We start from the raw sequence: 24,830 nt of genomic DNA on the forward strand, positions 1-24,830 counted from the left end.
TCATTGTGAGATTTTAGCCTGATAACGGCATACCAGGCTGAGATGTCGGCATACCAGACTAAGATTTCAGCATACCAGGCTAACTATTCGGCTTACCTGACTTCAGATGCCGCATTTTGATCTAACTATGCCGCATTTTGATGTAACTATTCCGCATTTTGATTCAACGTTTCGCTTTACCGGACCAACTTCAGCGCATTGCCGCCCCGGGTTGAATCAAACCTGAATGGATTTTCATCATCCCTGGCCAGAATTGAGTGAAACCTGAATGAATTTGCTTCATCCCTGGCTAAGATTATTCCATACCTTCCTAAGATATAGCCAAATGTTATGCTGGGACGGCGTATTCTTTGCTACTGATACATAGGAGTTGCTTACTGACGCTCCATAATGAAATCTGGACACAACATTTTGAGAACGGGATATTTTATAGTTACACCTGTATAATGTATAGTGAACACGGAGAATTGCATTTATGCTTCCGGATAGTCTATAATAACCAACTTATGCTGCATTCACACCCCAGCCCGTCCCACCAACACATTCCACTCCCTTCCGCAAAAGAAAGCGCTACCTTCGACCTTCCTAAAGAGTTCCCCATGCAAGCCAATAACAAGAACTATCAAACCAACCTCACCCCTTTAATTATTGCATTACTGGTATTGGCAGCATTGCTGTTCCTGTTCGCCCCATTTTCGCCCCTCGTATTTACCAGCGCTCCCTCTTTAAAATACCTGCCCTATACAACAACCGGTCAAATTGGCGATACTATTGGCGGACTAATGAGCCCATTCATTAATTTATCGGCCGTGATTGTGACCGGACTGGCATTTTACATGCAGTACAGAGCCAATAAGCTGCAGGTCGATATTTTCACCGACCAAATAAAACAAACCGAACGCCAGTTTAAACAGGAACAACTATACCAGGAAAAACAAAACCGCATTCAGCAATTTGAAAGCCAGTTCTTCGAAATGCTTCGCTTACACAAAGCCAATGTGGATGAACTCACTATAACAAGCGTGGTAAATGGCAACCCCGTTTCAAAACGACAGGCCTTTGTTACCATGGCCGATGAATTTAAAACCTTTTTAAGCTATATCAAATTTGAACACCTGCCCTTTATCGATGAGTACAAACATGCTTTCGAGATCTTCTTCTGGGGTTTTAACAGCGATTATATTGATATAGACTCCTTATCGCACTCCTGGAGCAGAATAATAGATGGCCCCAATGAACGCGACTACGCACACCCCATCGACTTCAGGGAATATAAAGGCTACTCAAGCGCCCTGGGTCACTACTTCAGACATTTATTCCTGATGGTAAAGTTTGTTGCCTACAGTGATGTAATAACCGACTATAACAGCCAGATGAAATATTTAAAGATCCTCAGGGCCCAGTTAAGTAACCATGAACAAATTCTGCTTTTCTACAACTGGCTAAGCGAAGGCTACGGCGGCGCCTGGGAAAATGAAGAAAACCACTTTTTTACCAAATATAAAATAATCCATAACCTTTGGGTGGGCGAGCTATTTCAACACCAATATATAGTGGATGCAGTAAACGGCCTTATTGATAAATACAACCGCAATCCCAAAGAAACACCCCTGTTTGAATTTCAGGGAAATGATGGCACCCTTAAAATGAAAAGTGTAGGGAATAGATCGCTCAGCAACCTTTTTTAGCCTGACCTGAAATACGTGAAAAATACCCTTCTTTAATAAGTATACCCTTCTTAGCTTTCATATAGTAATAGCTCCCTTCACTAAACACAACTATAGCCATGGAAGCCAACAACAACAACCAGCCGGCAGATAAAAAGCCTTATACAGATAGCGATGGCAATCAGATCACCACGTTAGGTAAACTGCTGGGTGGTACCTTCCTCGTGTTGCTTACCTTTTTTTGTTTATTTTACCTGATAGCGCACTGGCCAGACAGGCTACCTGCTCATAACTCAACCCAAACACCCTATTACACCTATGAATGGTTTCATGTGAGGCTCGTTGATAGCGTTAGTAAGTCTGCGAAAACAGATAGCGTCAATAAAACACCAACAGCTGGTAACCAAACGGGTACCGACACCTTACATCAGGGCGCAACAGCTGATTCGGCCCCGGTTCAAAAAACAGACCTGGCACAAATGGGGATGAAAGGCGTTGCCGTGATACCTGCCGGTACTACCACAAGTGCCGATAACAAACTACTGAATTTAAATACCCTGCTGTTGATACTGGTGGCCCTTGGTGGGTTTTTAGGCAACATGATCTATATTTCAACCTCCTTTACCACCTTCATTGGCAATGGCCAGTTTAAGAAAAGCTGGTTATTATGGTATATTGTTAAACCATTTACGGCTGCAGGGCTTGCCATAGCCATCTATTTTGTATTCAGGGGCGGCTTTCTCAATTTGAACGATGACAGCAGCAGTATCAATTTATATGGACTTATGACCATCTCCATTTTAGCCGGGCTATTTACCGACCGCACCACCCTTAAATTAAAAGAAGTGTTTGATGTGGTTTTAACACCCAGGGAAGAGCGGAAAGATCCAATTACTAATAAAATTGCTGAACTCCAGGTTACAAATATAACCGCGCCTAAAATGCAAGCCGGTACCCCCACCCCCATTACCATCGAAGGAAAAAACCTGGATAAAAAACCCGTCTTCATTAAAATTAACGGCGCAGCCATCACGAATTTCACCCGGCAACAGAACCAGATATCCCTTACTTATACGCCGGCAGCTGGCCTGCAACCCGGCACAAAATTGCCATTGGAGATCACTAACGAAAAAGGTGAATCGCTATACCAGCCCTACAACCTGGAAATGTAAACCCTATTCATTATGCTTGCTTGGCTTCGACAACCGGAGCTTCTCTATAATAGAGCGCCTGAAAGGCAGTAACTTTATATATTGCCTTTCGGGCGATTCTTTACAACCTGCTGTACTTTCTTCAAAAAAAATGACCAAAATCAAGTTTTCATAAACTGCCAAATCTGCTCCATTAAAATATAAATATTCACAAACCGGCGCATTATCTTTGGTGCGCAAAATTGCTGGTTTATACTTTTCAGCAAATGCTCCTTCATATAGCCTCACATTAAACGTGTTCAGAGACACGCTTTAATTCTGTTTTCACATTATGTCAAATTAACCCAAAGCAAGTAGGATCAAAAAACTACCTGGCATAGGTATGCCAGTCACTTAAATAATCAACAACCTTAAATGAAGCAACTATGGAAAATGAGACTGAACTGATCAGGGCCTTCAACGAAGGCAAAGAGGAGGCGTATGTCAGGATCCTGAAAAAATTCGATAAGGCCATTTTATTTTACGCTGGAAAATTTATCAAGAACCAACAGGAAAAAGAGGAAATTGTTCTGGATGTTTTTGCCATCCTCTTTAAAAAGCATTCATGTTTTACATCATTGTTGGGTATCAAATCTTTTTTGTACGTTGCTACCAGGAATGCATGCCTGAATTCGCTGAAAAAATATAAGCGCGCGTATAAGAAGTATGGTGAAGTGATCCCTATACCCGACGATCTCAATATTGAAGACCTGGGCGGTGATCCCTTTAGCGGATTTCTTCTTAATGAATTGAAACTGAAAGTTGAGTCAATAGTAGACTCATTGCCCGCCGAATGCCGGAAAATTTTTGGCATGTATTATTATGATGGCAAAACGACCACAAAGATAGCCAATGAATTGGGTATCAGTAAAGCTACCGTATCAACGCAACTCCGCATCGCCAGGAAAAAATTACGCCCTCACCTTTTGGATTTCCTCATTCTGCTATTAATAATAACGATCATGAGCTTCCTGGTAAATTAAATTTTTAAAAAATTCCAGTGCAGGCTTCTAACTTTTTTCCTATTTGCTGTTTCTATTTATAAGCAAGGGGATTATATAGTTCTGATTAGCCGGCATTTAATAATGCAAACTGTCAACTATGTTAAAGAAGTATGAACACCTCGCCGAACTTATCCTAAAAACCTGGCGTGGTGAAACGAATGATCAGGAGAAAGCTGAATTACAAAAGTGGCTTGACGCCGATACAAAGAACCGGGAATTGATAAAAAATTTCCGAAACCTTGACTGGGTGATTGGGGAATTGAAGGAGCTCCAAAATACCAATGAAATCGAGGCTGAAAAAGTATTGTCGAGGATTGTCGACGAGGATAAAGAGGCAATATACCTTGGAAAACGGGCGACATCACCGCCCGTAAAAACCAGCAACCGGCTATTTACAAAATGGAAGTGGGTAGCCGCAGCAGCGGTTGTTGTGACCATTGTTGGCGTAAAAGTATTCAATGCGCACAATAAACCGCCTGTAAACAACAACAACGCCCCGGAAATCAGTCAACGGGACTCATCCCAAACGCCTGTGCCGGGAACCGAAAAAGCGATCCTGACGTTGGCTAACGGCCGCAGGTTCGTCATCGAAGACACCATGGCAAACGGTTACTTAACCGCGCAGCATAACCTGGTATTCTCAAATAAAAATGGAATGATCATTTGTACAGAAACATTGAGAACCGGCGAGAAGCAGCCGTTATTACAGTTTCATACCCTGGAAACACCCCGGGGTGCTACATACGGGCTTGTTTTACCCGATGGCAGCAAGGTATGGTTAAACTCAGAGTCCCGTATCCGGTTCCCCTCGGTGTTTACCGGTAACGAGCGATTGGTAGAACTGGAAGGAGAAGCCTTTTTTGAAGTGGCTCACGAACCACAGCACTTTATTGTTAAGGCAAAGGGCGCCGAAATAAGAGTAACCGGCACGCGGTTCAATGTATTTGCCCATACCGGCAACAAAATGGCTAAAGTTACATTGATAGAAGGCCAACTGAGCGTATGGTCAGGTGAAAGAGCGGCGCCCGTTGCCCCAGAACAATCTGCGGTTTTTGCCAACGGCATAATGCCAGTGGTAAATAACGAACCGGATATGACTAAAATTCTCGCATGGAGAAACAACCAATTCCTGTTCGAAAAGGACAGCCTTACTTCGGCCCTCGAAGAAATTGCCCGGTGGTACAACCTGGAGATAGTGTATGAATACAGGCCTGCTATTATTTTGAATTACTTTAAAGACTTTAGGAACAGACCGATCGATACACTTATTGATAATTTAACCGCCGGCTGTACGAACGTCCACTTCAAACGCATCGGAATGAAATTGTATGTGCGTAAATAAAGGCTGCACCCCGGCAAAGCCAGCTAAATACCATTTTAACCTTTTCCTTATCCTGAGGCTATAGGATAGGCGCGTGCCTGTGCCCGCACAGGTTACGCCCTATCCAAATTTAACCTGGCCAACCTAACAACCGCATTCGCTCCTGAAGACTTCCCGCCTTATCCCTGGTTACGGATCTGAAAAAATATTTAGTAATTAAATCTAGTAGCATGTGTAAATCGGCTACCCTAATTTCTATTGTTTCATTTCTTCTATTGATCACAAAATCAGGAACGGCTCAGAAACTGAACTTTTCATTCAATGTGGATTCTGCCGAGGCCAAAACGGTTCTTGCCAAATTTTCCGACATAACGGGCCTGGGGCTCAGTATCCAGGAGAATGCCCTGGATGGTGCCAAGAAATTATCCATTCATGAAAATGACAAACCGTTTTTCAAGGTGTTTGAAAAGATCTACAAAGACCAGCCTTTCTACTGTTACATTGTAGCTCAAACAATTATTGTTGCCCGGAGGATTTCGGCCGAAACAACGGCCGGCAGTAAACCGATCGATAGCTGGGGGCAGTTTACTAATGACTGGGGCGAGGGTGTAGAAAATGTATTCGTGTATAACGCGGAGAACATACAGGTAACGCATAGTAATAGTTATGGTAACTTTTTTGTGCATGCCTGCCCCGGAGCAGTGTTTACATACGGGTCAAAAGACGTGGAAACAGGTTCGTTTACATTGCCCAATTCACCTACATTTTCGGTTCAGGTGCATTACCGCCCTAAAGGCGCTTACCTGGCCCCGGTAGAGGTTATCCATACCGGCATTGCGCAGCTCCTGAAAAGACGAAGTATCGGCAGCAGCTTTGTAGTAGCGCCCGAGGTAATACAGCAACGGAGTGCCCAGAATATTTACGACCGCCTCGAGGGCGTTACCCCCGGTTTTTTGTTAACGGTAAACAAGGTGCCCAATACCAACCAGGCAAAATATGCCACTATAGGTGGCCGTAGTACCATCTTTTCCGGGGCCGACCCCATGATCGTTGTCAACAATTTTCCCTGGCATGGCCGCTGGGAAGACATAGACCCCGATGATGTGGAAAGCATCACCATTTTGCGCGATGCTTCGGCCACAGCGTTGTGGGGGGCAATGGCCGGCAACAGTGTGATTGTTATAACCACCAAATCAGGAAAATTTAATCACCCGCTCCGTGTTTCTTTTAATGCCGCTGTAAGTGTGGGCACAAAAACCGACGCGTTTGAGAAAGACAGGCTGGCCCCCACAGACAGGTTCTTCATAGATACCTTTTTGACCCATAGCGGGTATTATAATTTCCTGGCCAAAAGCCCCAGTCATCCTTATGTACCCGAAGTAGCCTTGCGCATCCTGAACAAGAGCATCTCAAATGACCAGCTGGAGGCCCTGAAAGACCTGGATATCAGGAACGACATGAACAAATACTTTTACCGGAACATTTTTCAAAAACATTTTTCGCTACAGGTATCAGGCAGCCAAAAGAATCATGCGTATCTTTTTTCTGCCGGCTTCGATCATTCGCTTCCTGAATTGCAACTAAGTAAAACGCAACGCCTGAACCTCTCCTTAAACTACAACATGCGCCCCGCAGCAGGGCTCGAAATTTCTTTCACCGGCGCCACTACCTATAGTCAACAGCGAAATACAGACAATGAGCCGGCTATCCCGGTCACCTATGCGAATCTGGTAGACTCGTTGGGCGATGCGGCCGCCCAGGCTTTTAAAAGAAACAAGTTGTTTACCGACACCGCAGGTGTTGATGCCAGTGGCCGCCGGAAATTAAATGACTGGGCCTACCGGCCATTGAAAGAATTCAGGCTCCGGAACGACAATAACACGCAAACCGATCACCGCGTACAGGTAAGCGTTAAATACGATAAATTTCCTTTTGTAAAGGGCCTCGAAGCCGGTGTGTATACGCAATATCAGGAAGTGACCAGCGAAGAAAAAGACCTGAAAAACAAAGATGGTTTTTTTGTGAACGACCTGGTCAACAGCTACACCCAGATCAATGGAACAGAGGTAGACCGGCCAATTCCCTGGGGAAATATTCTGGACTATTCCCATATCGCCTTAAAAACATGGAACATTCGCGCCCAACTTTCCTATGTGAAAACCATCGGCCATTCGAATATCCTCAGCGCTATGCTGGGCAACGACCGCCTTTTTACAAATGGCGATTACTTAGTGAAGAGAATATACGATTACACAACTGAAAGACCTGAAGGCGCGGATGGCCTCAATTACCAAACCTTATACCGTCAATATTATTTTCCTTCTTCCCAATTATATATCCCTTATTTGAACGATGCAAAACGTACGGCCAGTAATTATCTTTCCTGGTATACCTATACCAACCTGCAATTAAAAGGAAAATATTTTGCGTCCGTTGCGCTAAGAGCCGACCGGTCGAATATCTATGGATCCCAAACGAATAAACGGTTAAACCCCTTAGGCTCGGTGGCGGCAGCCTGGGACATCAGCGCCGAGCATTTCTTTCACCCCCGGTTGATCGAATTCCTGAAGCTACGGTCGAGTCTTGGCGTAAGCGGCAACCCGCCATTAGGCGTAAGCGCCATACAAACCTTAACCATGAAAGGCATAAATGAATATGGCGATCAAATTGCCGACATCAATAATCCTTCGCTTCCCAACTTAAGATGGGAAAGAGTACTCACTTATAACCTGGGGCTGAATTTCCGCTTGAGGAAACAGGTGCTGGAAGGCTCCATCGATTATTATTATAAAAAAAGCACCGACCTCGTAGGCAAAAAATGGGTTGACCCCACTACGGGTATGGCAAGCATGATGGACAATGCGGCGGCTATGGCGGCACATAATATTGACGTGTACCTCACGAGCAGGAACCTGAACAAACGGCTTCGCTGGCGAACCACCTTTTTGTTAAGCTATGTGAAAGACTACGTAACCAAAACCGATACTGCCCTGCAACCGGCCTGGATGTATTGTGACCCCAACTGGTTCAGCGTAGTCCCAAACCGGCCGCTCTATGGGATCTACAGCTTCCCTTCAGAAGGCCTTGACGTGTTGGGAGACCCTATTGGCCCCGGTAAGAACAAGGACTATCAGTCGATGACCCAAAGCCCGGGAGTGAGCGCGCTTACTTACCGGGGCCCCTCATTGCCGCCGGTGTTCGGCAGCCTCACGAACGAGTTCAACTGGAAGCAATTCAATTTGAGCTTTACATTTAGCTACAAATTCAATTTTTATTATCGCAAACAAGGTGTTACCTATACCGGTATTTTCGGTGGAACCAACCCCGGTTCTGCAGATTTCGCCAAACGCTGGCAAAAGCCGGGCGATGAAGATCGTACCGACGTTCCCCGCATGCAGTACCCTGCCGACAGGTTCCGCGATTATTTTTACCTGTACTCGGACCGTCTGGTGAAAAGAGCAGACTTTATCCGTTTGCAAAACATTCATTTCAGTTACGACCTGGAAGGCGTAGTACTTCGAAAGTTGCACATGCGCCTGGCGAACCTGTATGTTAACTGCAACAATGCAGGAATTATATGGCGTGCAACCAAATCAAACCTGGACCCCGACCGCCTGCTGGGCTATCCGCAACCCACCATCGTCACTTTTGGCTTTAAAGGAGTTTTAAAATAAAATTGAACCCAATGAAGGCTTTCAATCTGCTACAACTACTCATCATAATAAACTTTTTAGTTTTCACGGCCTGTAATAAAAACAAGCTGCGGGAGAATACAGATACCAGCCTATTGATCATAAATACCGTTGACAATGCGCAGGCATTGTTAGACAATACAAACACAATGCGCGAAACGCCCGGGTTGTCGGAGCTCTCGGCCGACGATTATTTTTTAACAGATACTTCTGCGGCTAATAATAAGGTGGAGCTAAACACGTATTTCTGGAAGCCGGATATTTTCGAGGGCCAAACCTTGTATGGCGACTGGTACTACCCCTACCAACAGGTATATATCGCCAACTCCATCCTGGAAGCGATGCCAAAGCTTGCCAATTCGGGCAATCAATCGGATAGAGACCGTATTGCGGGAAGCGCCCGGTTCATCAGGGCGTACGCCCTCTTTAACGTGGTGCTGGAGTTTGCCAAACTGTACTCGCCGCAAGCCGGTACCGACCTGGGTATTCCGGTGCGGCTGTCGCCCGATCCGGCAATACCATCGAGCCGGGCTACGGTAAAGGCTACTTATGACCAGGTGATCGATGACTGTAAACAAAGCCTGCCCCTGTTGCCGGGGACCATCGACAATAAAAGAAAGAACCGGCCCTGCCTGGCAGCCGGCTATGCGCTGTTAGCGCGGGTTTACCTTGTCATGGCCGACTATACAAATGCCAGACTATATGCCGACTCCTGTTTGCAATTGCATAACAAGTTGATTGACTACAACGGCGTTTCAACTACCGACCCATTCCCTTTCAATAACAGCAATGAGGAAGTTATTTATCAAAGCAACCTGCTTTCAACCATCAACCTGTTTAACCAGGATAATTTTGTAGTGGACTCTACATTATACAAGTCGTATGATTCGCATGACCTGCGAAAGCAACTCTTTTACACAAAAAATAACGATAGCTTGCCTGTTTTGAAACCCGGTTATAGCGGTACTATTTTCCGCTTCTCGGGCCTGGCAACCGATGAAATGCTGTTGATAAGGGCCGAAGCAAATGCCCGCCTGCAAAATACAAGCGATGCGCTAAATGATCTGAATGCTTTACTGGAGAAAAGATGGAGTGGCACATATACCCCGTTAACCGCCAGTTCACCGGCTGCTGCTTTAGAGTTGGTGCTTGCAGAGCGGCGGCGGGAATTGGTTTTTCGCGGCCTGCGCTGGGCTGACATTCGCCGTTATAATAGGGAGAACCAGGGCATCAGTCTTAAACGGGTAATGAACGGAAAAGAGTATACGCTTCCGGCTAACAGCAACCTTTTTGTGTTACCTATTCCGCCAGATGTAATCTCTTCCGTTCAGGGGTTGCAACAAAATCCGAGATAGATGAAACGCCAGGTTACTTGTTTAGAAAAACAAATTGGAAGGTCCCGGTTTTGCAGGGCGAAAAGCTATTGGGATTATACGGATTGGGGTTATACCAGGTGCAGGTACCAGGGCCACTCAAACAGGTGTAATCGACACCATAAGTACCGGCCGGATAATAACTACCAGCAAATTGGAAGTATTGGGTTTGGCTATCGCAACTGGCCTGGGGTTTGGTGGCAAAGGCGCCGAAAACGGCGAAGATGATGGCCATAGAAATGAATGCCCATTTAATTTTTACCATAAAATTGGGTTTATGTGATTAAATAAAATACGCCTATGTTTAGATAAACTCAGCCAACCATATAATTACGTTGAAGGAGCATTACACTTCGAAGCTTTCATCAAAGCGGAGGATTGGGGTAATAAGGCGCCTGTTCCATCGAAAAATTAAACATTCGGGATGGAATGGGAGTATTATTATTTATTGTAAACAATCCAGTTTCAGGTTTTGACAAAAATGTTTTTGCAAAAACTGCAGCAATCTTGACTAAATGCGGATAATTGGGATGGGTGAATTGAGAACGAATTAGTTTCAGTTTACAATATTATAGGTTGTATAGTATTGTAAGAATATCTGACTTCGTGCAGAAGTTGGGTCGGTGAAACTACCGGCTTTTATTATGCGGTTACGGAGGCCCTGCTACAAACCGAATTTACCGAAGAAGAAATAGGAAAAAGCGGTGGTAATTATTGCCGGTTTTTTGAATCGGCCACCAAAAAGGTAGCGCTCAAAACCGCGGGCACAACACCTTCTCTGCACTGCTGTTGCGCCCAACAAATCCCTTCCAGCATAAACCCAGTTCAAACCCGCCCCGCAGTTGGCTGGCCGTCTTTAACGGCGAGGTATTGATATCATAACTCAACGTAACCGCCAACGAACGGATGTCCATTTTTATTACCGGAATAATAGCATCGTTCCAACGCACAAATGCCCCGGCATGCAGTACATACCGGGCATCATCGGGCAAATCGTCGAGCACATACGAATACCAGCCGCCGCCAATAATTTCGCGCGACGCCCCCTGCATAAATACATCCTGGTGCAACGTAAAATACCGGTACTCATCCACACTTAGTTTAAGCCCCGCCGAAAAAACATATTTGGGATGCAGTTCAATGCCCGCATTTTGGTAAAAGGAAGCCTTCGGCCGGTTGAGATGATGATAAGCGGCACCTATAAAAAACACATGCTGATAATTGCTGCCCAGCGTGGTATTAAAATTCACGCCCACGCTCCCATCCCAATAACCAACCACCGGATCGGTAAAATACTCACCCGTAGGCATAGCCGGGTCAACGTTGCCATCGCGGTACTGGTTGTTGGTAGTCATTTTTGTATAGTCAATTCGCTTTTGCACCCAGCCGCCCATAAAACCCAGCGAAATATAACTCGTTCGTTCGGTACTGATGCTCTTATGATAATTCACCACCGGCAACAAATGCACCGTTGACTGAACAGCCGAACCGGCTTTATCATACAGTACCTGTCCGCCCACCGTAAAAAAATCATCACCCCCGCCAACCGGCATTTTATACTCCCCATTAAAGGAGGCCGTGCGAAAGGAGTTGGGCGTAACACTCTTCCACTGATCGCGGTACACCAGCTGCAACCGTACATCGCCTTCAAACAAACCTGCCAGCGAAGGGTTGCGCAATAACGGCGCCTCAAAAAACTGGCTCAAATGTATATCCTGCGCAGGTAGCGTGCACGGTAACAGCAACAGCAGCCATACAAAGCGGTTAATTGGTATAGGCTTCATAATTATCGAATTAATGTTACATCGCCTTTGAACGTCAGCGTTTGTCCATTCTCACAAATCACCTCCATCACATACACAAATACATCGGCATTCGCCGGGGCGCCATTAATGGTCCCATTCCAGCCGCGTGATGCATCATTGGTGTAAAACGACAGTTGTTTAAATACTTCCTCGCCCCAGCGGTTATAAATGAAGAACCTTTTTATAAAGGAGATCCCCTTCCCTCTTGGATAAAACACCTCATTGACCCCATCGCCATTGGGTGAAAAGGTATTGGGCAAATACACATTGTCGCCCCCACAAACCACAAACAGCGTAATGGCATCCTCGGTTACACACCCGCCGGCATTGGCCACCCGCAGCCGGTATTGAATATCCTGTTTGGGTGTACTTACGGGTGCAGGGCAATGAACGCAATTGAGCCAGGTGCCCGGTAACCAGTTGATGCTGGTAACATCGGCGCTGAGCACCGGTTGCAGGGTAACCGAATTGCCAACGGTGACTGTTTGCTGATCGTTGAGCGTTATGGTGGGATAAGGATATACCACCACCGGCACATGCGCCGTGTCGGCAAAACAATTATTTTTATCGCTGCCTATTACCTGGTATACAGTGGTGGTTACCGGTTTGGCAAGCGGCGCGGCAGCCTGGGCGTTATCGAGCGAGGAAGCGGGCGTCCAGGTATACGCATCGGCCCCGGTGGCCCGCAGCCGGTAGGTGTCGCCGGTACAAAGCGTATCGCCCCGGTTCACCATTACCGTAAACGGTTGCTGTACCGTTACCAGTACCGAGTCGGTAGCCTTACAGCCAAACCCATTCTCCCCTTCTACATAATAGGTAACCGTGCTTACCGGGTTTACCATCGTGCTGCTGCACTGGGTGCACGAGAGGCTGCCCGTACTCCACCAGGTATAATTTACCGCACCGGTGGCCTGTAACAGCTTCGGCCGGTCGCGGCATACGAGGATATCATTGCCCGCATCAACCGGCGGCAGCGGATGAATAATGATCGGGTACAAAGCCCTGCCTGTACAATTATACGAATTGGTAACGGTCAATGCCACCTGGTAACTACCGGGCGTTGTATATGCGGCAACGGGCGGCGCCTGCGTGGCAGCTGTTTGTCCGTTCCCCAAATTCCAGGTCCACGTTAACGGGTACGGATTGGCGTTTAATAAATTCCCGGTAAACTGCAAACGGCCGGGCATACAGGCGGCTGTTGGCCCCGTAATACCGGCCTGGGGTGAGGTAATTACCTGTATGGGCGCCACCCCGGCGGTATCGCTGGTGCAATTATGCTGCGTGGTAACCTGTAACGTAACCGGGTAATCGCCCGGCGTTGTGTAGTTATGGGCAACATCTTTTGTGGTGGCCACCGTGCCATCGCCAAACGTCCACAAATAATTGGTGATAAGGTCATTTGAAATACTCCCGCCGGTAAACCTAATAATACCCTGGTCGCACAAGGTTTGCTTATCGGTTGTATAATTGGCCTGTATACCGTATACGGTGAGGGTATCTTTTCCTTTAATGGGCACCTGGCAGCCCTGCACATCTTTCAATATCATGCGGGGCAAATAACTGCCCGGCCGCACATAGGTATATACCGTATCGGCGCCCGAGGTGGTGGCAATGGCGCCGTCATTGAAATCCCAGATAAACGTTACGGGGTCGGTACTGTTCCCCTTAAAGTGAACGGTAAGCGGCGTACAGCCGGGCAGGTTATCATAGGTAAGCGTTCCCCGCGGCCCGTTGATGGTGATCTTTTTATTCTGCATTATGGAAACACAACCGCCCTTGCCTGTTATAGTAAGCACCGGCCAGTATTCGCCGGGATACGTATAAAAATGCACCGGGTCTTTTTCTGTTGAGGTATTGCCATCGCCAAAATCCCAGGCCAGTTTATCGATATGCTGCGACTGATTGGTGAATTGTACCACCAGGGGCGGACAATTACTCTGATCGCCATTGATCGAAAACGCAGCTACGGGGTTGTTTACCTGCACATAGTTTTGCCGGGTAATTGAATTGCTGCAACCATACTGGTCGGTATAATCCAATTGGATGGTATAGGCGTTCTCGTTGGTATAGTTATGCGTGGGGGTTGAACCGGTAGCCGTGGTGCCATCGCCAAAATCCCACTTATAGGTATAGGTGGAAGGCCCCAGGGCATTGAACACAATATTTTTGCCGGTACAGCTGAGGGAGTCGGGCGATATAAAGCTTGCCTGCGGGTCGGCGATCTGAATGGTGGTTTTTGCCGTGGTATTGCTGCATCCTTTGCTGTCGGTAACGGTGAGCCTGATGGTATACAAACCCGCTTTTGTATACGTATGACCAAAGGAAGGCGGGTTGGTTTCATCGGCGCTTCCATCGCCATAATTAATGACCTGGCTGGCAAAAGGCAACGGCGCATCGGTGGTGGAACCGTCGGTAAACGGCACGGGCGTATTGATACAGGCTGCGGCCGGCGCAGTAAACCCGGCTTTGGTATCGATCACTTTTACCGGCAGCTCAATGAGCTTGGAACACCTGTTGGTATCGATGAGGAAAGCGGTTACGGTGTAGGAACCGGGGGTTGCAAACTTTTCAGTAACCGTATTGGTATTGCGCCAGGTTTGCCCCGAATTGCTGGAAGCAATATAGCTGTCGATCAAATTGTCGGTATTGCTGATGCTTTTGTTGAACTGGATGCTGCCATTGGGGCAAATGGTATCGGCCGAAGCGGTAAAAGAAAAAGTATTATCTACAATAAACACCTTGCTGGTGGCCGCGTGGCGGCAACCGCCGTTGATAACGGTTAACCGTACGGTATAAATACCGGTGGCGGCATATACATGCGAAGCGTTTTCACTGTTGGCCGTGCTGCCGTCGCCAAAATCCCATTGAAACGTTACCGGCGCCAGCGACCTGTCGACCAACGAGGTATTGAGAAACGACCGGCTGTAGGGCTGGCTGCAGTTCATGGTCTCTAAAAACCGCGCAATAGGGGGCGCTATGTGCACATAGTTGGTATAAGTGACCCCCGAGGCACAGCCATTGCTCTTTACCGTTAGGGTAACGCTCAACCGGCCCGTATCAATAAAATAATGCACAGGATCTTTGTGGTGCGAGGTGTCGCCATCGCCAAACTGCCATAACCATTCTTCGATGGGGTTATCGGCAGGCGGATTGCCGGCACTGAGGTCGGTAAACAAAACGGGACTGGAAGCGCATACCTGCAGGGGACTGGCGGTAAAGGCCACCGTTACTTTATTGCCCACTTTTATGAGGCTGTCTTTGGGGAGGGTTTCCTGGCAGCCATCCTGTGTAGTATACGTAACGCTCACCGCATAATTGCCTTTTTGCGTATAGGTATGAACCGGGTTAGCGCCGGTGGCGGTGGCGCCATCGCCAAAATTCCACAGCAGTCCGGTAACCGGGGTAACCGAATTGATGGTCAGGGTGGGTGAAAAAGTATAGGGCACACAACCTTCCTGTGGCTTATCGAGCCAGGTTACAACCGGTTTTTGGATCACGATATAACCGGCCTTCTCTATTTTCTCGGCACAACCCGCGCTGTTGGTAATGGTGAGGCTTACGGTAAAAGAACCGGGCGCCGTATAAGTGTGTGCAGGCTGGGGCTGCGTTGAAGTGGCGCCATCACCAAAATTCCATGCATACGAAACCGCGCCGGGCGCCCCGGCAGTAAAAGTGGTGGTAAAAGGCGCCTTACAGGATGCCGTAACCGCTGCAGTAAAGTCAACGGCCGGCCGGGGGATAATTTGAATGGTTGTATACTGCGTATCAATACAATTGTTGAAACGGGCAACCTGGGTAACGGTGTAATTACCGGTGGCGGTGTAGGCGTGCGTGGGCCGGTCGCCGGTAGCTGTGGCGCCATCGCCCATATCCCATGAGATACTGACCGGGTTGGTGGCCGCGGTGCTCAACAAAGCAAAGGATTCATTGATACAGCTAATGGCCGGCGCAGTAAAACCGCCAGTATTGGCGCCCACCGCAACATTTTTCGTATACGTATGGGTGCAACCGGTATTATTCGTTGTGGTCAACCGCACCGCATACTGGCCGGCGTTGATATAGGTGTGAACCGGGTTGGCATCAACCGAAAAGCTGCCATCGCCCAAGTCCCAGCTATAGCTCAGGGTGCCGGTACCGGTGCTGGTATTGGTGAAAGCGATGGTGGCCGGGGTCTGGCAACTGCTGGCCAACCCAACGGTGAAAGCCGCCTGTACCCCCGTTTGTATGCTGATGGCTTTTAGGCGGGTAACCGAAGCCGTACAGCCGAAGCTGTTAAATGCCCGCAGCGAGCTATTAAAATCACCGGCATTGTTATAGATATGTTCAGGATGTTCGAGCGTGCTGGTGACGCCATCGCCAAAATCCCATAACCAGCTGTTGATGGAACCGCTGCCGGCCGTACTTTGATTGGTAAATTTTACTTTCAGCGGAAAACAACCGGCCGAAGTGGAATGGGTAAAATTTATGACCGGCGCCGCATATACCGTAATATATTGTGTTTTGGTAATGGAGGCAGTGGCGGTTCCTTTTTTAACGGTAAGCCGGATGGTATAGGTACCGGGATTGAAATAAGTGACTGCCGGATCTTTAAAATAAGAAATGGTGCCGTTGCCAAGGTCCCACTCCCAGGTATCGGGATTGCCAATAGACTGATCGGTAAAATTTACCAATAATGGCCCGCAGCCCGCCCTGGACGCAGCCGAAAAATTAGCAGTAAGTTGGGCCTGTACACCGGGGCAGCCAATCAGGATATGAAAAGCCACGCCTGTAAAATACAGCGCAATGATCTTCTTCATAAATATTGGAAATTGATTGAATGCCAGCCTGGCATTGGGAGGGTTAGAAGGTGCAAAGTAAAAAAAGCATGGACAATTAGTACAATTGACGGGGGATCATCGGGGGACATCTACTAACAATTCAATTTGGCAAATAACCATAAACTATAATCGAATAAAAGAGAAGGTGCTACACTTTAAAAAGTACTGCAATTGCATTGTTGATGACCGGGTACAAAAGCGCCCTAAACCCTGACCCTCGTCAGCTCCTGTTCCAAACCAAATTTTATCCGGTACCTTTAAAAATTCAAACAGCTGTTTTCAATCCCTTCCATTCGATAACTCCCTGCACATCCCCTTGAAACGTTAATACCTATTCACCCTTAAAATGATGCGTTATGCAATTAAATAAAATATTGCTGACCGTAATAGGGATCAGTGTGCTGTATGGTTGCCATAAGATAGACCTGCCGCCACATCAACAGGAAGAAAGCGCCGGCGTGGTGTATGACTGGTATAAATTTATCGCGAAAGTGCAGCGGCCGGCCAATCCGCAACCGGTGGTGTTGTTGAATTTCAGGAATTTTGCCTTTATAGGGGTTGGTCTTTATGAAGCAGTGCGCAACGGAAACAAAAACGCCGAAAGTTTATCTTCCTCGCTGTATCAAATGCCGGCGATGCCGCAGGCCGATGCCTGGCAGCGGTATTTGTGGAGTGAAAGCGCCAATGCCGCCCTGGCCATGATGTTCAAGCTGTTCCTTACGCTTACCGATGCCAATAAAGCCAGCATCGACTCCATGGAAAAGGTGAATTACGACCGGTTCAGCCAAACCACTTCCGATGCGGTATTGCATCGTTCGCAAGCTTTTGGCCGCGCCATTGCAGAAGCTATTTACAACTGGTCAACCACCGATAAATTCAATTTGAGCAGTGTGGGCTATGTACCGCCACCGGTAACGCCCGCTTCCTGGGTGCCTACCCTGCCGGCTTTTGCTACGGTAGGGCCGTTCCTGCACGATTCAAGGCCATTTCTGTGGTATAGTGTAACGGCCCTGGCGCCAGAGCCCCTTGAATTTTCAGAAAACCCCTCCTCAAAATTCTATAAAGCCGTAAAAGAGGTGTATGATATTGGAAAGCATTTGACAGATGCGCAAAAAGCGACAGCCAACTGGTATGCCGATGCGGGGGGACCCGGCGTGGGCGTTCCGGCGCCCTATCATGCACTTTCCATCATAACCTGGGTAAATGAAAATCAAAAAGCAAAGTTATTCGAGGCGGCTGAAGTGTATGCCAAAACCGGCATCGCCTTCAAGGATGGCGGCATCATTACCTTCCGGTCGAAGTATCATTATAACCTCATAAGGCCCATCACCTATATACAACGGGATATAGATGCCACCTGGCTGCCTTATTTACCTACCCCACCCTACCCTGAATATACCAGTGGCCTGTTAGGCGCCTGGGCGCCCTTTATACAGGTGCTGAAAAAAGAATACGGCGATATTGAAGTCACCGACAACGCCTATGATTGGCGGGGATTACCGGCGCGGCATTTTACTTCCTTATCAAACCTGGAGGATGAAGCCGCTATCTCAAGAGTGTACGGGGGTTTGCATTATAAATGGACCCAGGAAGTTTCCATGAAAATGGGTAAAAAATTAGCCGATGAAATTGCGGATATTAAATTGGTGTCGAATAAAAATAAGCATCCGTAAGGTGCGGTAAATAAATTTGTAAAAGCCTCCCGATGCACCGGGAGGCTTTTAGTTTTATTAATGCAACTGTTCCTTAGCCCATTCATTCATATAGTTTGCCAACACGGTTAACGGCATATCGCCCTGCACCAACAGGGCATGGTGGAACTTTCTGAGATCAAATTTATCTTTCAGGATCGCTTCACAATTTGTCCGGATCTTTTTTATCTCCAACTCGCCGGTCTTATAGGAGAGCGCCTGACCGGGTATGGCCATATATCTTTCCACCGACAGGGTAGCATCGGCTTCGCTTATTGATTCATGTTCCAGCATAAAGGCAATTGCCTGGGCGGGTGTCATTTTACCGGTATGAATACCCACGTCGGTGACCAACCGTAAAGCGCGATGCATTTCGTTATTTAAGGCGCCCATTTGCTGATATGGATCTGTATAGCAGCCGAGTTGGCTGCCCAGCGATTCTACATATAAGGCCCATCCTTCAAAAAATGCAGAGAATGCAATGTGATTTCTGAAAGCAGGCAATTCCTTATTTTCCTGTTGAAGCGCTATTTGATAATGATGACCCGGAATGGCTTCATGTAAATAGGTGGCCTCCATCCCTAAAAAAGTAACATTTATTTTTGTGGCGTCCGGAACAGGTACATACAGGATGCCTGCACTGCTGCCATCGGCTGGGGCTGCCAGGTAGGAAGGCCCGTTCTGCCCCGCCTCCCTGAATGCCTCTACCCTTTTGATGACCATTGGGGTGTTGGGTTTCAGATCAAATAATGAATCGAGGTGTTTATCTATTTTCGCTGCTATGGCCCGGTAAGCGTTTAGGACTTCTTCCGGTGTTTTGAAAGGCATAAATTGTTTGTTCGACCGTAAAAACAAAAAGAATTCGGGTAAGCTGCCTGTAAAGCCGGTTTGCGTCTTCACTTTTTCCATCTCCTCCTTTATTCGCGCCACTTCGTGCAGACCGGTTTCATAAATTTCTTCCGGCGACTGGTTGGTGGTGGTATAGGAACGAACATAGAACCGGTACATAGCGGCGCCTTCGGGCAATGCACCCATGCCTGCAACGGCTGCAGCCCGCGGCAGGTACTCATTTTTCAGGAAGGCAGCCAGGCGGCGATAACAGGGCAATAATTTTTGGGTAACAGCCTGCAGCATTTGTGCCGCGATCTTTTTCTTTTCAACTGCGGTAAAAGAACCGGGCAATGTACGCACCGGATTAAACAGCTCATTCGACAGACTGTCGGCATTGGCCACCGATTCCATTTGATCGATCATTTTTGTCACCAGCACTTTTGGCAGAACAATGCCGGTTTGCATGCCGGTGCGCATGTTGGCGATAGCGGTATCAGTATAGTCGCTGAAATCATTGATCCGGTTGATCCAGTTGGCATAATCCTGTTTTGTTTTGAAAGGTTGCGCCCCATTACCCGACCCCAATTGCGCCATTATCAGCGGCACCGAGGTAAACTGGTTGATGGGCAGGTATTCGAAATGAAATTTGCGCCGTTCCAGGTCGAGGGTCAGTATTTCGGTTAAAACATCATAGGAAATTTTATCGGTGGTATTTAAAAGGTTCCGGTTGAACCGCGCCAGTTGTTGTAAATACTTTTTATTGAACCGCTCTTTCGCATTGAGCCAGGCAATTGAAATATCGTTGGCTAACCGGTCATCGTACCGGTGATCGCCCGACAACGTTGCATCTAATGGATACAGTTGCTGGTTTTCGTGGTAATACGCTGCGAACAGCTTATTAAGCGCCGCATTTTTTTGCTGCGCGGGGGCCCGGTAAGCAAAAAATAAAACAGAGAACAAACTAAAGCCTGTAAAAAAGGAACAACGCCTTCCTGTCATATAAATTTGATTTAATACGTTCTGCCATAGTACGCGCAAATTTCAGCAATGACGCAACGCTAAAATTGTATCCTATTAGCGTGGACGATCACAGTTTGCGGTATTGTTTGGGAAGCAGGCCGGTAAACAGGTAAAATGTTTTGGTAAAATGTGCCTGGTCGCTAAAACCGCATTGATAGGCGATTGCGGTGAGCGAAAGTTGCCGTGACCGCATCAATTGTACAGCCTTTTCTACTTTGATCTTCCGGGCATAGTCGCCCAGGGAGCAATGAAAATACCGGGAAAAGTATTTCGACAGGGTTACGGGATGAATATTCACTTTAGCGGAGAGTTGGGCAAGGGATAAAGGCTGGTCCCAATGATCGTGCATAACCGTTATAATGTTGCGCGACCAGGCGGGCGAGTACGGGGCAACAACGGGATAAGCGGATACCAGTTCGGTACAAAGCTGTTCTATGGCCAGTTGGCTATGGGCATCATGAAAGTAATGTTGTTTTAGTATTTTCAGCAGGCCCGATGAATTTATTGGGGTGCTGTCGGCAAACATTCTGTCGGCGTCGGGCATCTGCAGATCATGCGCTTTAAAAAAAGCGGCATCTATTTCAATATTAAAGATCCTGGTACCCGGGCGGTATTCAACATTTTTGTGGGGGATGCCCGGATAATAATACAGGCCATCGCCGGGAAGCTGGGTTTGCGCGTTGCGTGGTCGTTGCTCTTTACTGCCACCGGTGAGGATATGAGAAAAATGGGGGTTTTGATGATAATGCCAGTTGGAAGTATAATTTTCGGGGAAGCAGGTTTCACTGGTTATTATTCCGCCAAAATTATACTGGCTCACTTTGGCGCCCACGTAACAACCTTTGTCCAATACTACAGGTTTTTCCATAATTTTCTCCGGAGCCAATTAAATGGTTGCAGTCAAATGTACTGGATAACTTTTAATTGTTAGCTTTTAGCGGTAAATTTGAGGAGCCACATCCCCCACCCCATGACATACATAGACGATTTCATAAAAAGCGAAGAAAGTAAAATGACCTGGTTCGACAAAGTGTTAGGAAATTATCCCCGGGTACGAACAACAAAATTCATTGCAGTCGCTGCGCCATCCCTTGCATTAGGCGAAAAAAAAGTGATCAAACCTTCTGTTTTGTATAAGGCGATTGTTATTATCGTTTTACCAATCCCCTGTTTAGTGTGGATTGGTTTGCTGAGGCTGATGCTGGTAGATCAGTTTCCTTTTGGGGTTATTCTTTTCGGTTTACTTTTAGTGTCGCTGATCATTTACCTGTTACTTTACTTTACATTTTTTAAAAAGAGGTATAATTACCGGATCACGGTTGACGGGGAAGGCATCACCTTTGATAAAAACAAATTTTACTGGGCAGAGATAGCCGAAACGGGTATTATGAACAGACAGGAAGGGAAGAGGACAAATTCCTATTTACTCATTTTTCACAAGGATACCACTGTGAATAAATATGATCTGTTCAATTTTGGCATCTCAGACAGAAAACTGGCGGCGATCATTGAGTATTATAAAAAGGGGTAGTATAAGATACAATCAGTTTAAAATGGGATTTGAATCATATTTATTACAAGTTAACTTTAAAAACCCTGTTCCCCAGACAGAGATAAAAGACATTATTGAAAGCGCAGGAGCCAGTTTTCTGGCTGGTAAATCCAATACCGAATCAATCGACACACATCGAGAGTTCTATTTTGAAATAAGATCGGCCCTTGGTTTAACTGAAATTTGCGTTCTATTAACGCCAGGCGAAAGAAATGTAAAATATTTCACACTACGATTCTCCATTTTAAGTCCATCAAGCGTAATAGACCAGAGTTTTGCATTCCTGAATAAATTAAATAGTTTGAGAATCATCAAAGTCCTTGATACCGACAACAAATTAAAAAAATTGGATTTAAGCGCAGATAAATTCAAATTAAATAAAGTCAGGATACGCAAGCGTCAAATAATAATTAACAATAAGACCGGGCTGGTTATTGAAGGTGGCGGAGTTTCAACTGAATACATTTACAACAATAACCTAATGGAGAAACTTTGGAGAATACCAACGAAAAAAATAAGCCCGGTCCGTTGGCTTCAAATTTTGTTATTCATACTCACCCTTATATTTGGAAGTTTGGTTATTTACGGTGAAACCAGGACAATCACCCAGAAAACGATCTTCTTCGATTTTATCGACTATGTACCACTGACCATTCTCTGCCTGATAGCTGCCACGCAGCTGATCCGGCTAATTTTATTTTACAGGACTAATGCTGGCAGGATGATATTGCTATCTCTGGCCATTGCTGCTATATGCCTGGGATATATCGTATGGCATTTAAAACATGTTGAAAAGCTTGACAACTCTCCTACATTATTCACAGCCAGCAATTCTCAAATTGGCAGCGATGGTGGATCTCGTTTATATTTTAAGGAAAACGGTTATTTGAAGGCAGAAAGGAGCGACCATTGGTGCTTTACTACTTATAGAGGCTCGTATACCATTGTAAAAGACACTTTTGATTTAGATATCAGGCTGGACTTTAAGCTCGGAAAGCGCGCAATCCTTGACAATGGGGTATTAAAATTCATTGATGACACCCTTATTTTTGAGATCACAAGGCCGTAGGTTAATTACAAGACAATCTATTAATGACAACTGCACAATCAATAAAAGATTTAACCCGCATACCCGGCGTTGGAAAATCGTTAGCAACCGATCTGTACAACATTGGCATCAGGCGCGTTGAAGATTTGAAAGGAAAAGACCCGGAACAATTGTATGACCAGTCGAACCAGTTTGCCGGCTGTGTGCAGGACAGGTGTGTGTTGTATGTTTTCCGCTGTGCGGTTTATTTTGCAGAAACACCTGCGAAAGATCAGGACAGCGAGCAACTGAAATGGTGGAACTGGAAGGATAAGAAATAAAATTTGCTACAGGAGCATTCGCCATTCAAATTGTTTGATTGCCAGCCGGCATTTTCAATTCATTTCAACAATGACCTGCTCACTTTGTGCAGGCTTGCGAATACTTTTCCCTGCTGTTTTTGATCATTAGCAGGGAATTGGTTCCATAAATGGGTGCTCAGCCATACTTCGTTTGTATCAATGTCCCAGATACCGGCATGTTCGGCGCTATTCAGTTCCGGTTTGTGGTGAACTGTAACTGTTATGGTTTCTGTATGCCCTTTTGGTATGAAGATGATCGTGCGCCGCATGTGGCGAAATTACATTGTTTCCCCTGCATTTGGGAATGACCCCGCTTAATTGCCAATAATCAATTGATATTTAGGAAATTATTCATCCCATATCCCTAAACGATAAATGGGGTGTTTTCACGGTAGGCCACGACTCCAAAGAAGATTATTTTGAAAAACGGTATCTTAATACCGCTAAACCTGAACTTATATGAAAAAGATATTGCGCTCCCTGTTATTGCTGCTATTCCTGAGCTCTACATTATCCAAAGTATTCTCTCAGGATTCACTCGCCACCAAACCCGATACCATTAGTTTTACCAGTGGCAATCTTGTTTTAAAAGGATTATTATGGAAGCCGGAAGGCAGGGGTCCTTTTCCGGCTGTTTTGTTCAATCACGGCAGTGAAGCGAATAGTATGTGGTATCTTCCTGGAGTTGCCAAATATTTTGTAGGTCATGGATATGCTTTTTTTACTCCTTTCAGAAGAGGTCAAACTTTATCCAAAGGACAGGGAAGATATATGGGCGACATTCTCGACAGCATTCGAAATAATGAAGGGCCTAATGCTGCTTACCCCGTGATCATTCGACTGCATGAAACAGAACAATTTCAGGATCAGTTGAGTGGCTTACAGGCATTAAAAAAGCAAAAAGGGATCGACACGTCAAGAATAGCCGTGGCAGGGATCTCCTTTGGTGGCATACAAACCATGATCATGGCTACTAAAAATACAGGTATCAAAGCCGCAGTGAATTTTGCAGGCGCTGCCATGATGTGGGATGGTTCTGAAGATGGCCGGGAATGGATGAAAAAATTAGCAGCACAGGCCACCGTTCCGGTTTATTTTATCCAGGCAGAAAATGATTTCAGCATACAACCGAGTATTCAGGAGGCAGCCGAAATGGAAAAAGCAGGAAAAACGTATAAGATAAAAATATACCCACCCCGTGGCACACAGGCAAAAGATGGACATATGTTTGTAAGGGATGGGGACATTTGGGGCCCCGAAGTATTTGCCTTCCTGGATAAATATTTGAAATGATAAAAGCATTTCCCTGCCAGTCAATACCCGCAGGAACATGCGCTCTTTTTCATGGTTACTTTGCTCACAATCGTAACCGTCTTCCCATTATACAACTTCAGCAGCAGGTGGTAGATAAGGGAGTATACACTTGAGTTTTCCTGATCCAACAAAAAACTCTTCTCCACCGCATTTTACAGCCCAGG

18 protein-coding genes are annotated in these 24,830 nt (G+C 46.3%); 11 read left to right on the top strand and 7 right to left on the bottom strand.

The genetic code is table 11. The annotated features are described in order from the left end of the window. The first annotated feature begins 506 nt into the window (after nucleotides 1–506). Together A3860_RS31955 and A3860_RS31960 are read left to right on the top strand one after the other, a co-directional pair. Nucleotides 507–1,688 carry a putative phage abortive infection protein gene (locus A3860_RS31955; protein ID WP_143774368.1) on the top strand — a complete coding sequence of 394 codons (1,182 nt, stop codon included), beginning with the start codon at nucleotides 507–509 and terminating at the stop codon, nucleotides 1,686–1,688. Nucleotides 1,689–1,786: 98 nt separating this feature from the next. Continuing rightward, nucleotides 1,787–2,839, top strand: coding sequence for a hypothetical protein (locus A3860_RS31960; RefSeq protein ID WP_081154516.1), 1,053 nt, complete (start codon nucleotides 1,787–1,789; stop codon nucleotides 2,837–2,839). Between the two features lie 3 nt (nucleotides 2,840–2,842). Here A3860_RS31960 and A3860_RS31965 read toward each other — a convergent pair whose 3' ends face one another. Beyond that, complete coding sequence (locus A3860_RS31965) at nucleotides 2,843–3,127, bottom strand: hypothetical protein (protein ID WP_143774369.1); 285 nt, start codon at nucleotides 3,125–3,127, stop codon at nucleotides 2,843–2,845. Between the two features lie 116 nt (nucleotides 3,128–3,243). Here A3860_RS31965 and A3860_RS31970 point away from each other — a divergent pair, with 116 nt between their 5' ends. The 4 genes from A3860_RS31970 to A3860_RS31985 all read left to right on the top strand — a co-directional run bounded on the left by A3860_RS31970 (nucleotide 3,244) and on the right by A3860_RS31985 (nucleotide 10,229). After that, a complete protein-coding gene (locus A3860_RS31970; protein WP_081154521.1) occupies nucleotides 3,244–3,840 on the top strand; it encodes an RNA polymerase sigma factor in 597 nt (198 codons plus the stop codon). 118 nt (nucleotides 3,841–3,958) lie between these two features. Further along, on the top strand, nucleotides 3,959–5,203 hold the full coding sequence (locus tag A3860_RS31975; RefSeq protein WP_081154524.1) for a FecR family protein: 1,245 nt from the start codon (nucleotides 3,959–3,961) through the stop codon (nucleotides 5,201–5,203). A gap of 209 nt (nucleotides 5,204–5,412) precedes the next feature. Further along, nucleotides 5,413–8,856, top strand: coding sequence for a TonB-dependent receptor plug domain-containing protein (locus tag A3860_RS31980; protein WP_081154526.1), 3,444 nt, complete (start codon nucleotides 5,413–5,415; stop codon nucleotides 8,854–8,856). Between the two features lie 11 nt (nucleotides 8,857–8,867). After that, complete coding sequence (locus A3860_RS31985) at nucleotides 8,868–10,229, top strand: RagB/SusD family nutrient uptake outer membrane protein (RefSeq protein ID WP_081154529.1); 1,362 nt, start codon at nucleotides 8,868–8,870, stop codon at nucleotides 10,227–10,229. Between the two features lie 13 nt (nucleotides 10,230–10,242). Here the strand turns inward: A3860_RS31985 and A3860_RS40765 are convergent, their stop codons facing one another. The 3 genes from A3860_RS40765 to A3860_RS32000 all read right to left on the bottom strand — a co-directional run bounded on the left by A3860_RS40765 (nucleotide 10,243) and on the right by A3860_RS32000 (nucleotide 16,848). Then, entirely contained in the window at nucleotides 10,243–10,512 is a 270-nt protein-coding gene (locus A3860_RS40765) for a hypothetical protein (RefSeq protein WP_143774370.1), read from the bottom strand. 487 nt (nucleotides 10,513–10,999) lie between these two features. Further along, the gene (locus A3860_RS31995) at nucleotides 11,000–12,031 is read right to left on the bottom strand and encodes a PorP/SprF family type IX secretion system membrane protein (protein WP_081154534.1); all 1,032 of its coding nucleotides are present in this window, start codon (nucleotides 12,029–12,031) and stop codon (nucleotides 11,000–11,002) included. A gap of 2 nt (nucleotides 12,032–12,033) precedes the next feature. After that, nucleotides 12,034–16,848: a PKD domain-containing protein gene (locus tag A3860_RS32000; protein WP_081154536.1), complete on the bottom strand. Its 4,815-nt coding sequence runs from the start codon at nucleotides 16,846–16,848 to the stop codon at nucleotides 12,034–12,036. A gap of 377 nt (nucleotides 16,849–17,225) precedes the next feature. Here A3860_RS32000 and A3860_RS32005 point away from each other — a divergent pair, with 377 nt between their 5' ends. Further along, nucleotides 17,226–18,542: a vanadium-dependent haloperoxidase gene (locus A3860_RS32005; protein WP_081154539.1), complete on the top strand. Its 1,317-nt coding sequence runs from the start codon at nucleotides 17,226–17,228 to the stop codon at nucleotides 18,540–18,542. Between the two features lie 57 nt (nucleotides 18,543–18,599). Here A3860_RS32005 and A3860_RS32010 read toward each other — a convergent pair whose 3' ends face one another. Then, complete coding sequence (locus A3860_RS32010) at nucleotides 18,600–20,390, bottom strand: DUF885 domain-containing protein (RefSeq protein ID WP_081154541.1); 1,791 nt, start codon at nucleotides 20,388–20,390, stop codon at nucleotides 18,600–18,602. A gap of 88 nt (nucleotides 20,391–20,478) precedes the next feature. Further along, a complete protein-coding gene (locus A3860_RS32015; RefSeq protein ID WP_081154544.1) occupies nucleotides 20,479–21,279 on the bottom strand; it encodes an AraC family transcriptional regulator in 801 nt (266 codons plus the stop codon). 102 nt (nucleotides 21,280–21,381) lie between these two features. Here A3860_RS32015 and A3860_RS32020 point away from each other — a divergent pair, with 102 nt between their 5' ends. Genes A3860_RS32020 through A3860_RS32030 form a run of 3 tightly spaced genes read left to right on the top strand, consistent with a single transcriptional unit; the run spans nucleotide 21,382 to nucleotide 23,331 of the window. Continuing rightward, nucleotides 21,382–21,942 carry a hypothetical protein gene (locus tag A3860_RS32020; RefSeq protein ID WP_081154556.1) on the top strand — a complete coding sequence of 187 codons (561 nt, stop codon included), beginning with the start codon at nucleotides 21,382–21,384 and terminating at the stop codon, nucleotides 21,940–21,942. A 22-nt stretch (nucleotides 21,943–21,964) separates the two neighbouring features. Beyond that, complete coding sequence (locus A3860_RS32025; protein WP_081154558.1) at nucleotides 21,965–23,032, top strand: hypothetical protein; 1,068 nt, start codon at nucleotides 21,965–21,967, stop codon at nucleotides 23,030–23,032. Nucleotides 23,033–23,055: 23 nt separating this feature from the next. After that, nucleotides 23,056–23,331 (top strand): helix-hairpin-helix domain-containing protein, encoded by a 276-nt coding sequence (locus A3860_RS32030; RefSeq protein WP_081154560.1) that lies wholly within the window; start codon nucleotides 23,056–23,058, stop codon nucleotides 23,329–23,331. 59 nt (nucleotides 23,332–23,390) lie between these two features. Here A3860_RS32030 and A3860_RS32035 read toward each other — a convergent pair whose 3' ends face one another. Further along, a complete protein-coding gene (locus A3860_RS32035) occupies nucleotides 23,391–23,621 on the bottom strand; it encodes a hypothetical protein (protein ID WP_081154563.1) in 231 nt (76 codons plus the stop codon). A 190-nt stretch (nucleotides 23,622–23,811) separates the two neighbouring features. Between A3860_RS32035 and A3860_RS32040 the strand changes: the two genes are divergently transcribed. Then, nucleotides 23,812–24,645 carry an alpha/beta hydrolase family protein gene (locus tag A3860_RS32040; protein ID WP_081154565.1) on the top strand — a complete coding sequence of 278 codons (834 nt, stop codon included), beginning with the start codon at nucleotides 23,812–23,814 and terminating at the stop codon, nucleotides 24,643–24,645. Nucleotides 24,646–24,830: the final 185 nt, after the last annotated feature.

The organism is Niastella vici, from assembly GCF_002077945.1.
Classification (GTDB): Bacteria; Bacteroidota; Bacteroidia; order Chitinophagales; family Chitinophagaceae; genus Niastella; species Niastella vici.

Excerpts from the sequence above, each read along its gene's own strand:
- A3860_RS32010 (WP_081154541.1), bottom strand. The coding sequence starts at position 20,390 with ATGACAGGAAGGCGTTGTTCCTTTTTTACAGGCTTTAGTTTGTTCTCT.
- A3860_RS31955 (WP_143774368.1), top strand. The coding sequence starts at position 507 with ATGCTGCATTCACACCCCAGCCCGTCCCACCAACACATTCCACTCCCT.
- A3860_RS32035 (WP_081154563.1), bottom strand. The coding sequence starts at position 23,621 with ATGCGGCGCACGATCATCTTCATACCAAAAGGGCATACAGAAACCATA.
- A3860_RS32000 (WP_081154536.1), bottom strand. The coding sequence starts at position 16,848 with ATGAAGAAGATCATTGCGCTGTATTTTACAGGCGTGGCTTTTCATATC.
- A3860_RS32020 (WP_081154556.1), top strand. The coding sequence starts at position 21,382 with ATGACATACATAGACGATTTCATAAAAAGCGAAGAAAGTAAAATGACC.
- A3860_RS31960 (WP_081154516.1), top strand. The coding sequence starts at position 1,787 with ATGGAAGCCAACAACAACAACCAGCCGGCAGATAAAAAGCCTTATACA.
- A3860_RS31985 (WP_081154529.1), top strand. The coding sequence starts at position 8,868 with ATGAAGGCTTTCAATCTGCTACAACTACTCATCATAATAAACTTTTTA.
- A3860_RS40765 (WP_143774370.1), bottom strand. The coding sequence starts at position 10,512 with ATGGTAAAAATTAAATGGGCATTCATTTCTATGGCCATCATCTTCGCC.
- A3860_RS32030 (WP_081154560.1), top strand. The coding sequence starts at position 23,056 with ATGACAACTGCACAATCAATAAAAGATTTAACCCGCATACCCGGCGTT.
- A3860_RS31995 (WP_081154534.1), bottom strand. The coding sequence starts at position 12,031 with ATGAAGCCTATACCAATTAACCGCTTTGTATGGCTGCTGTTGCTGTTA.
- A3860_RS32005 (WP_081154539.1), top strand. The coding sequence starts at position 17,226 with ATGCAATTAAATAAAATATTGCTGACCGTAATAGGGATCAGTGTGCTG.
- A3860_RS32015 (WP_081154544.1), bottom strand. The coding sequence starts at position 21,279 with ATGGAAAAACCTGTAGTATTGGACAAAGGTTGTTACGTGGGCGCCAAA.
- A3860_RS31970 (WP_081154521.1), top strand. The coding sequence starts at position 3,244 with ATGGAAAATGAGACTGAACTGATCAGGGCCTTCAACGAAGGCAAAGAG.
- A3860_RS32040 (WP_081154565.1), top strand. The coding sequence starts at position 23,812 with ATGAAAAAGATATTGCGCTCCCTGTTATTGCTGCTATTCCTGAGCTCT.
- A3860_RS31980 (WP_081154526.1), top strand. The coding sequence starts at position 5,413 with ATGTGTAAATCGGCTACCCTAATTTCTATTGTTTCATTTCTTCTATTG.
- A3860_RS32025 (WP_081154558.1), top strand. The coding sequence starts at position 21,965 with ATGGGATTTGAATCATATTTATTACAAGTTAACTTTAAAAACCCTGTT.
- A3860_RS31975 (WP_081154524.1), top strand. The coding sequence starts at position 3,959 with ATGTTAAAGAAGTATGAACACCTCGCCGAACTTATCCTAAAAACCTGG.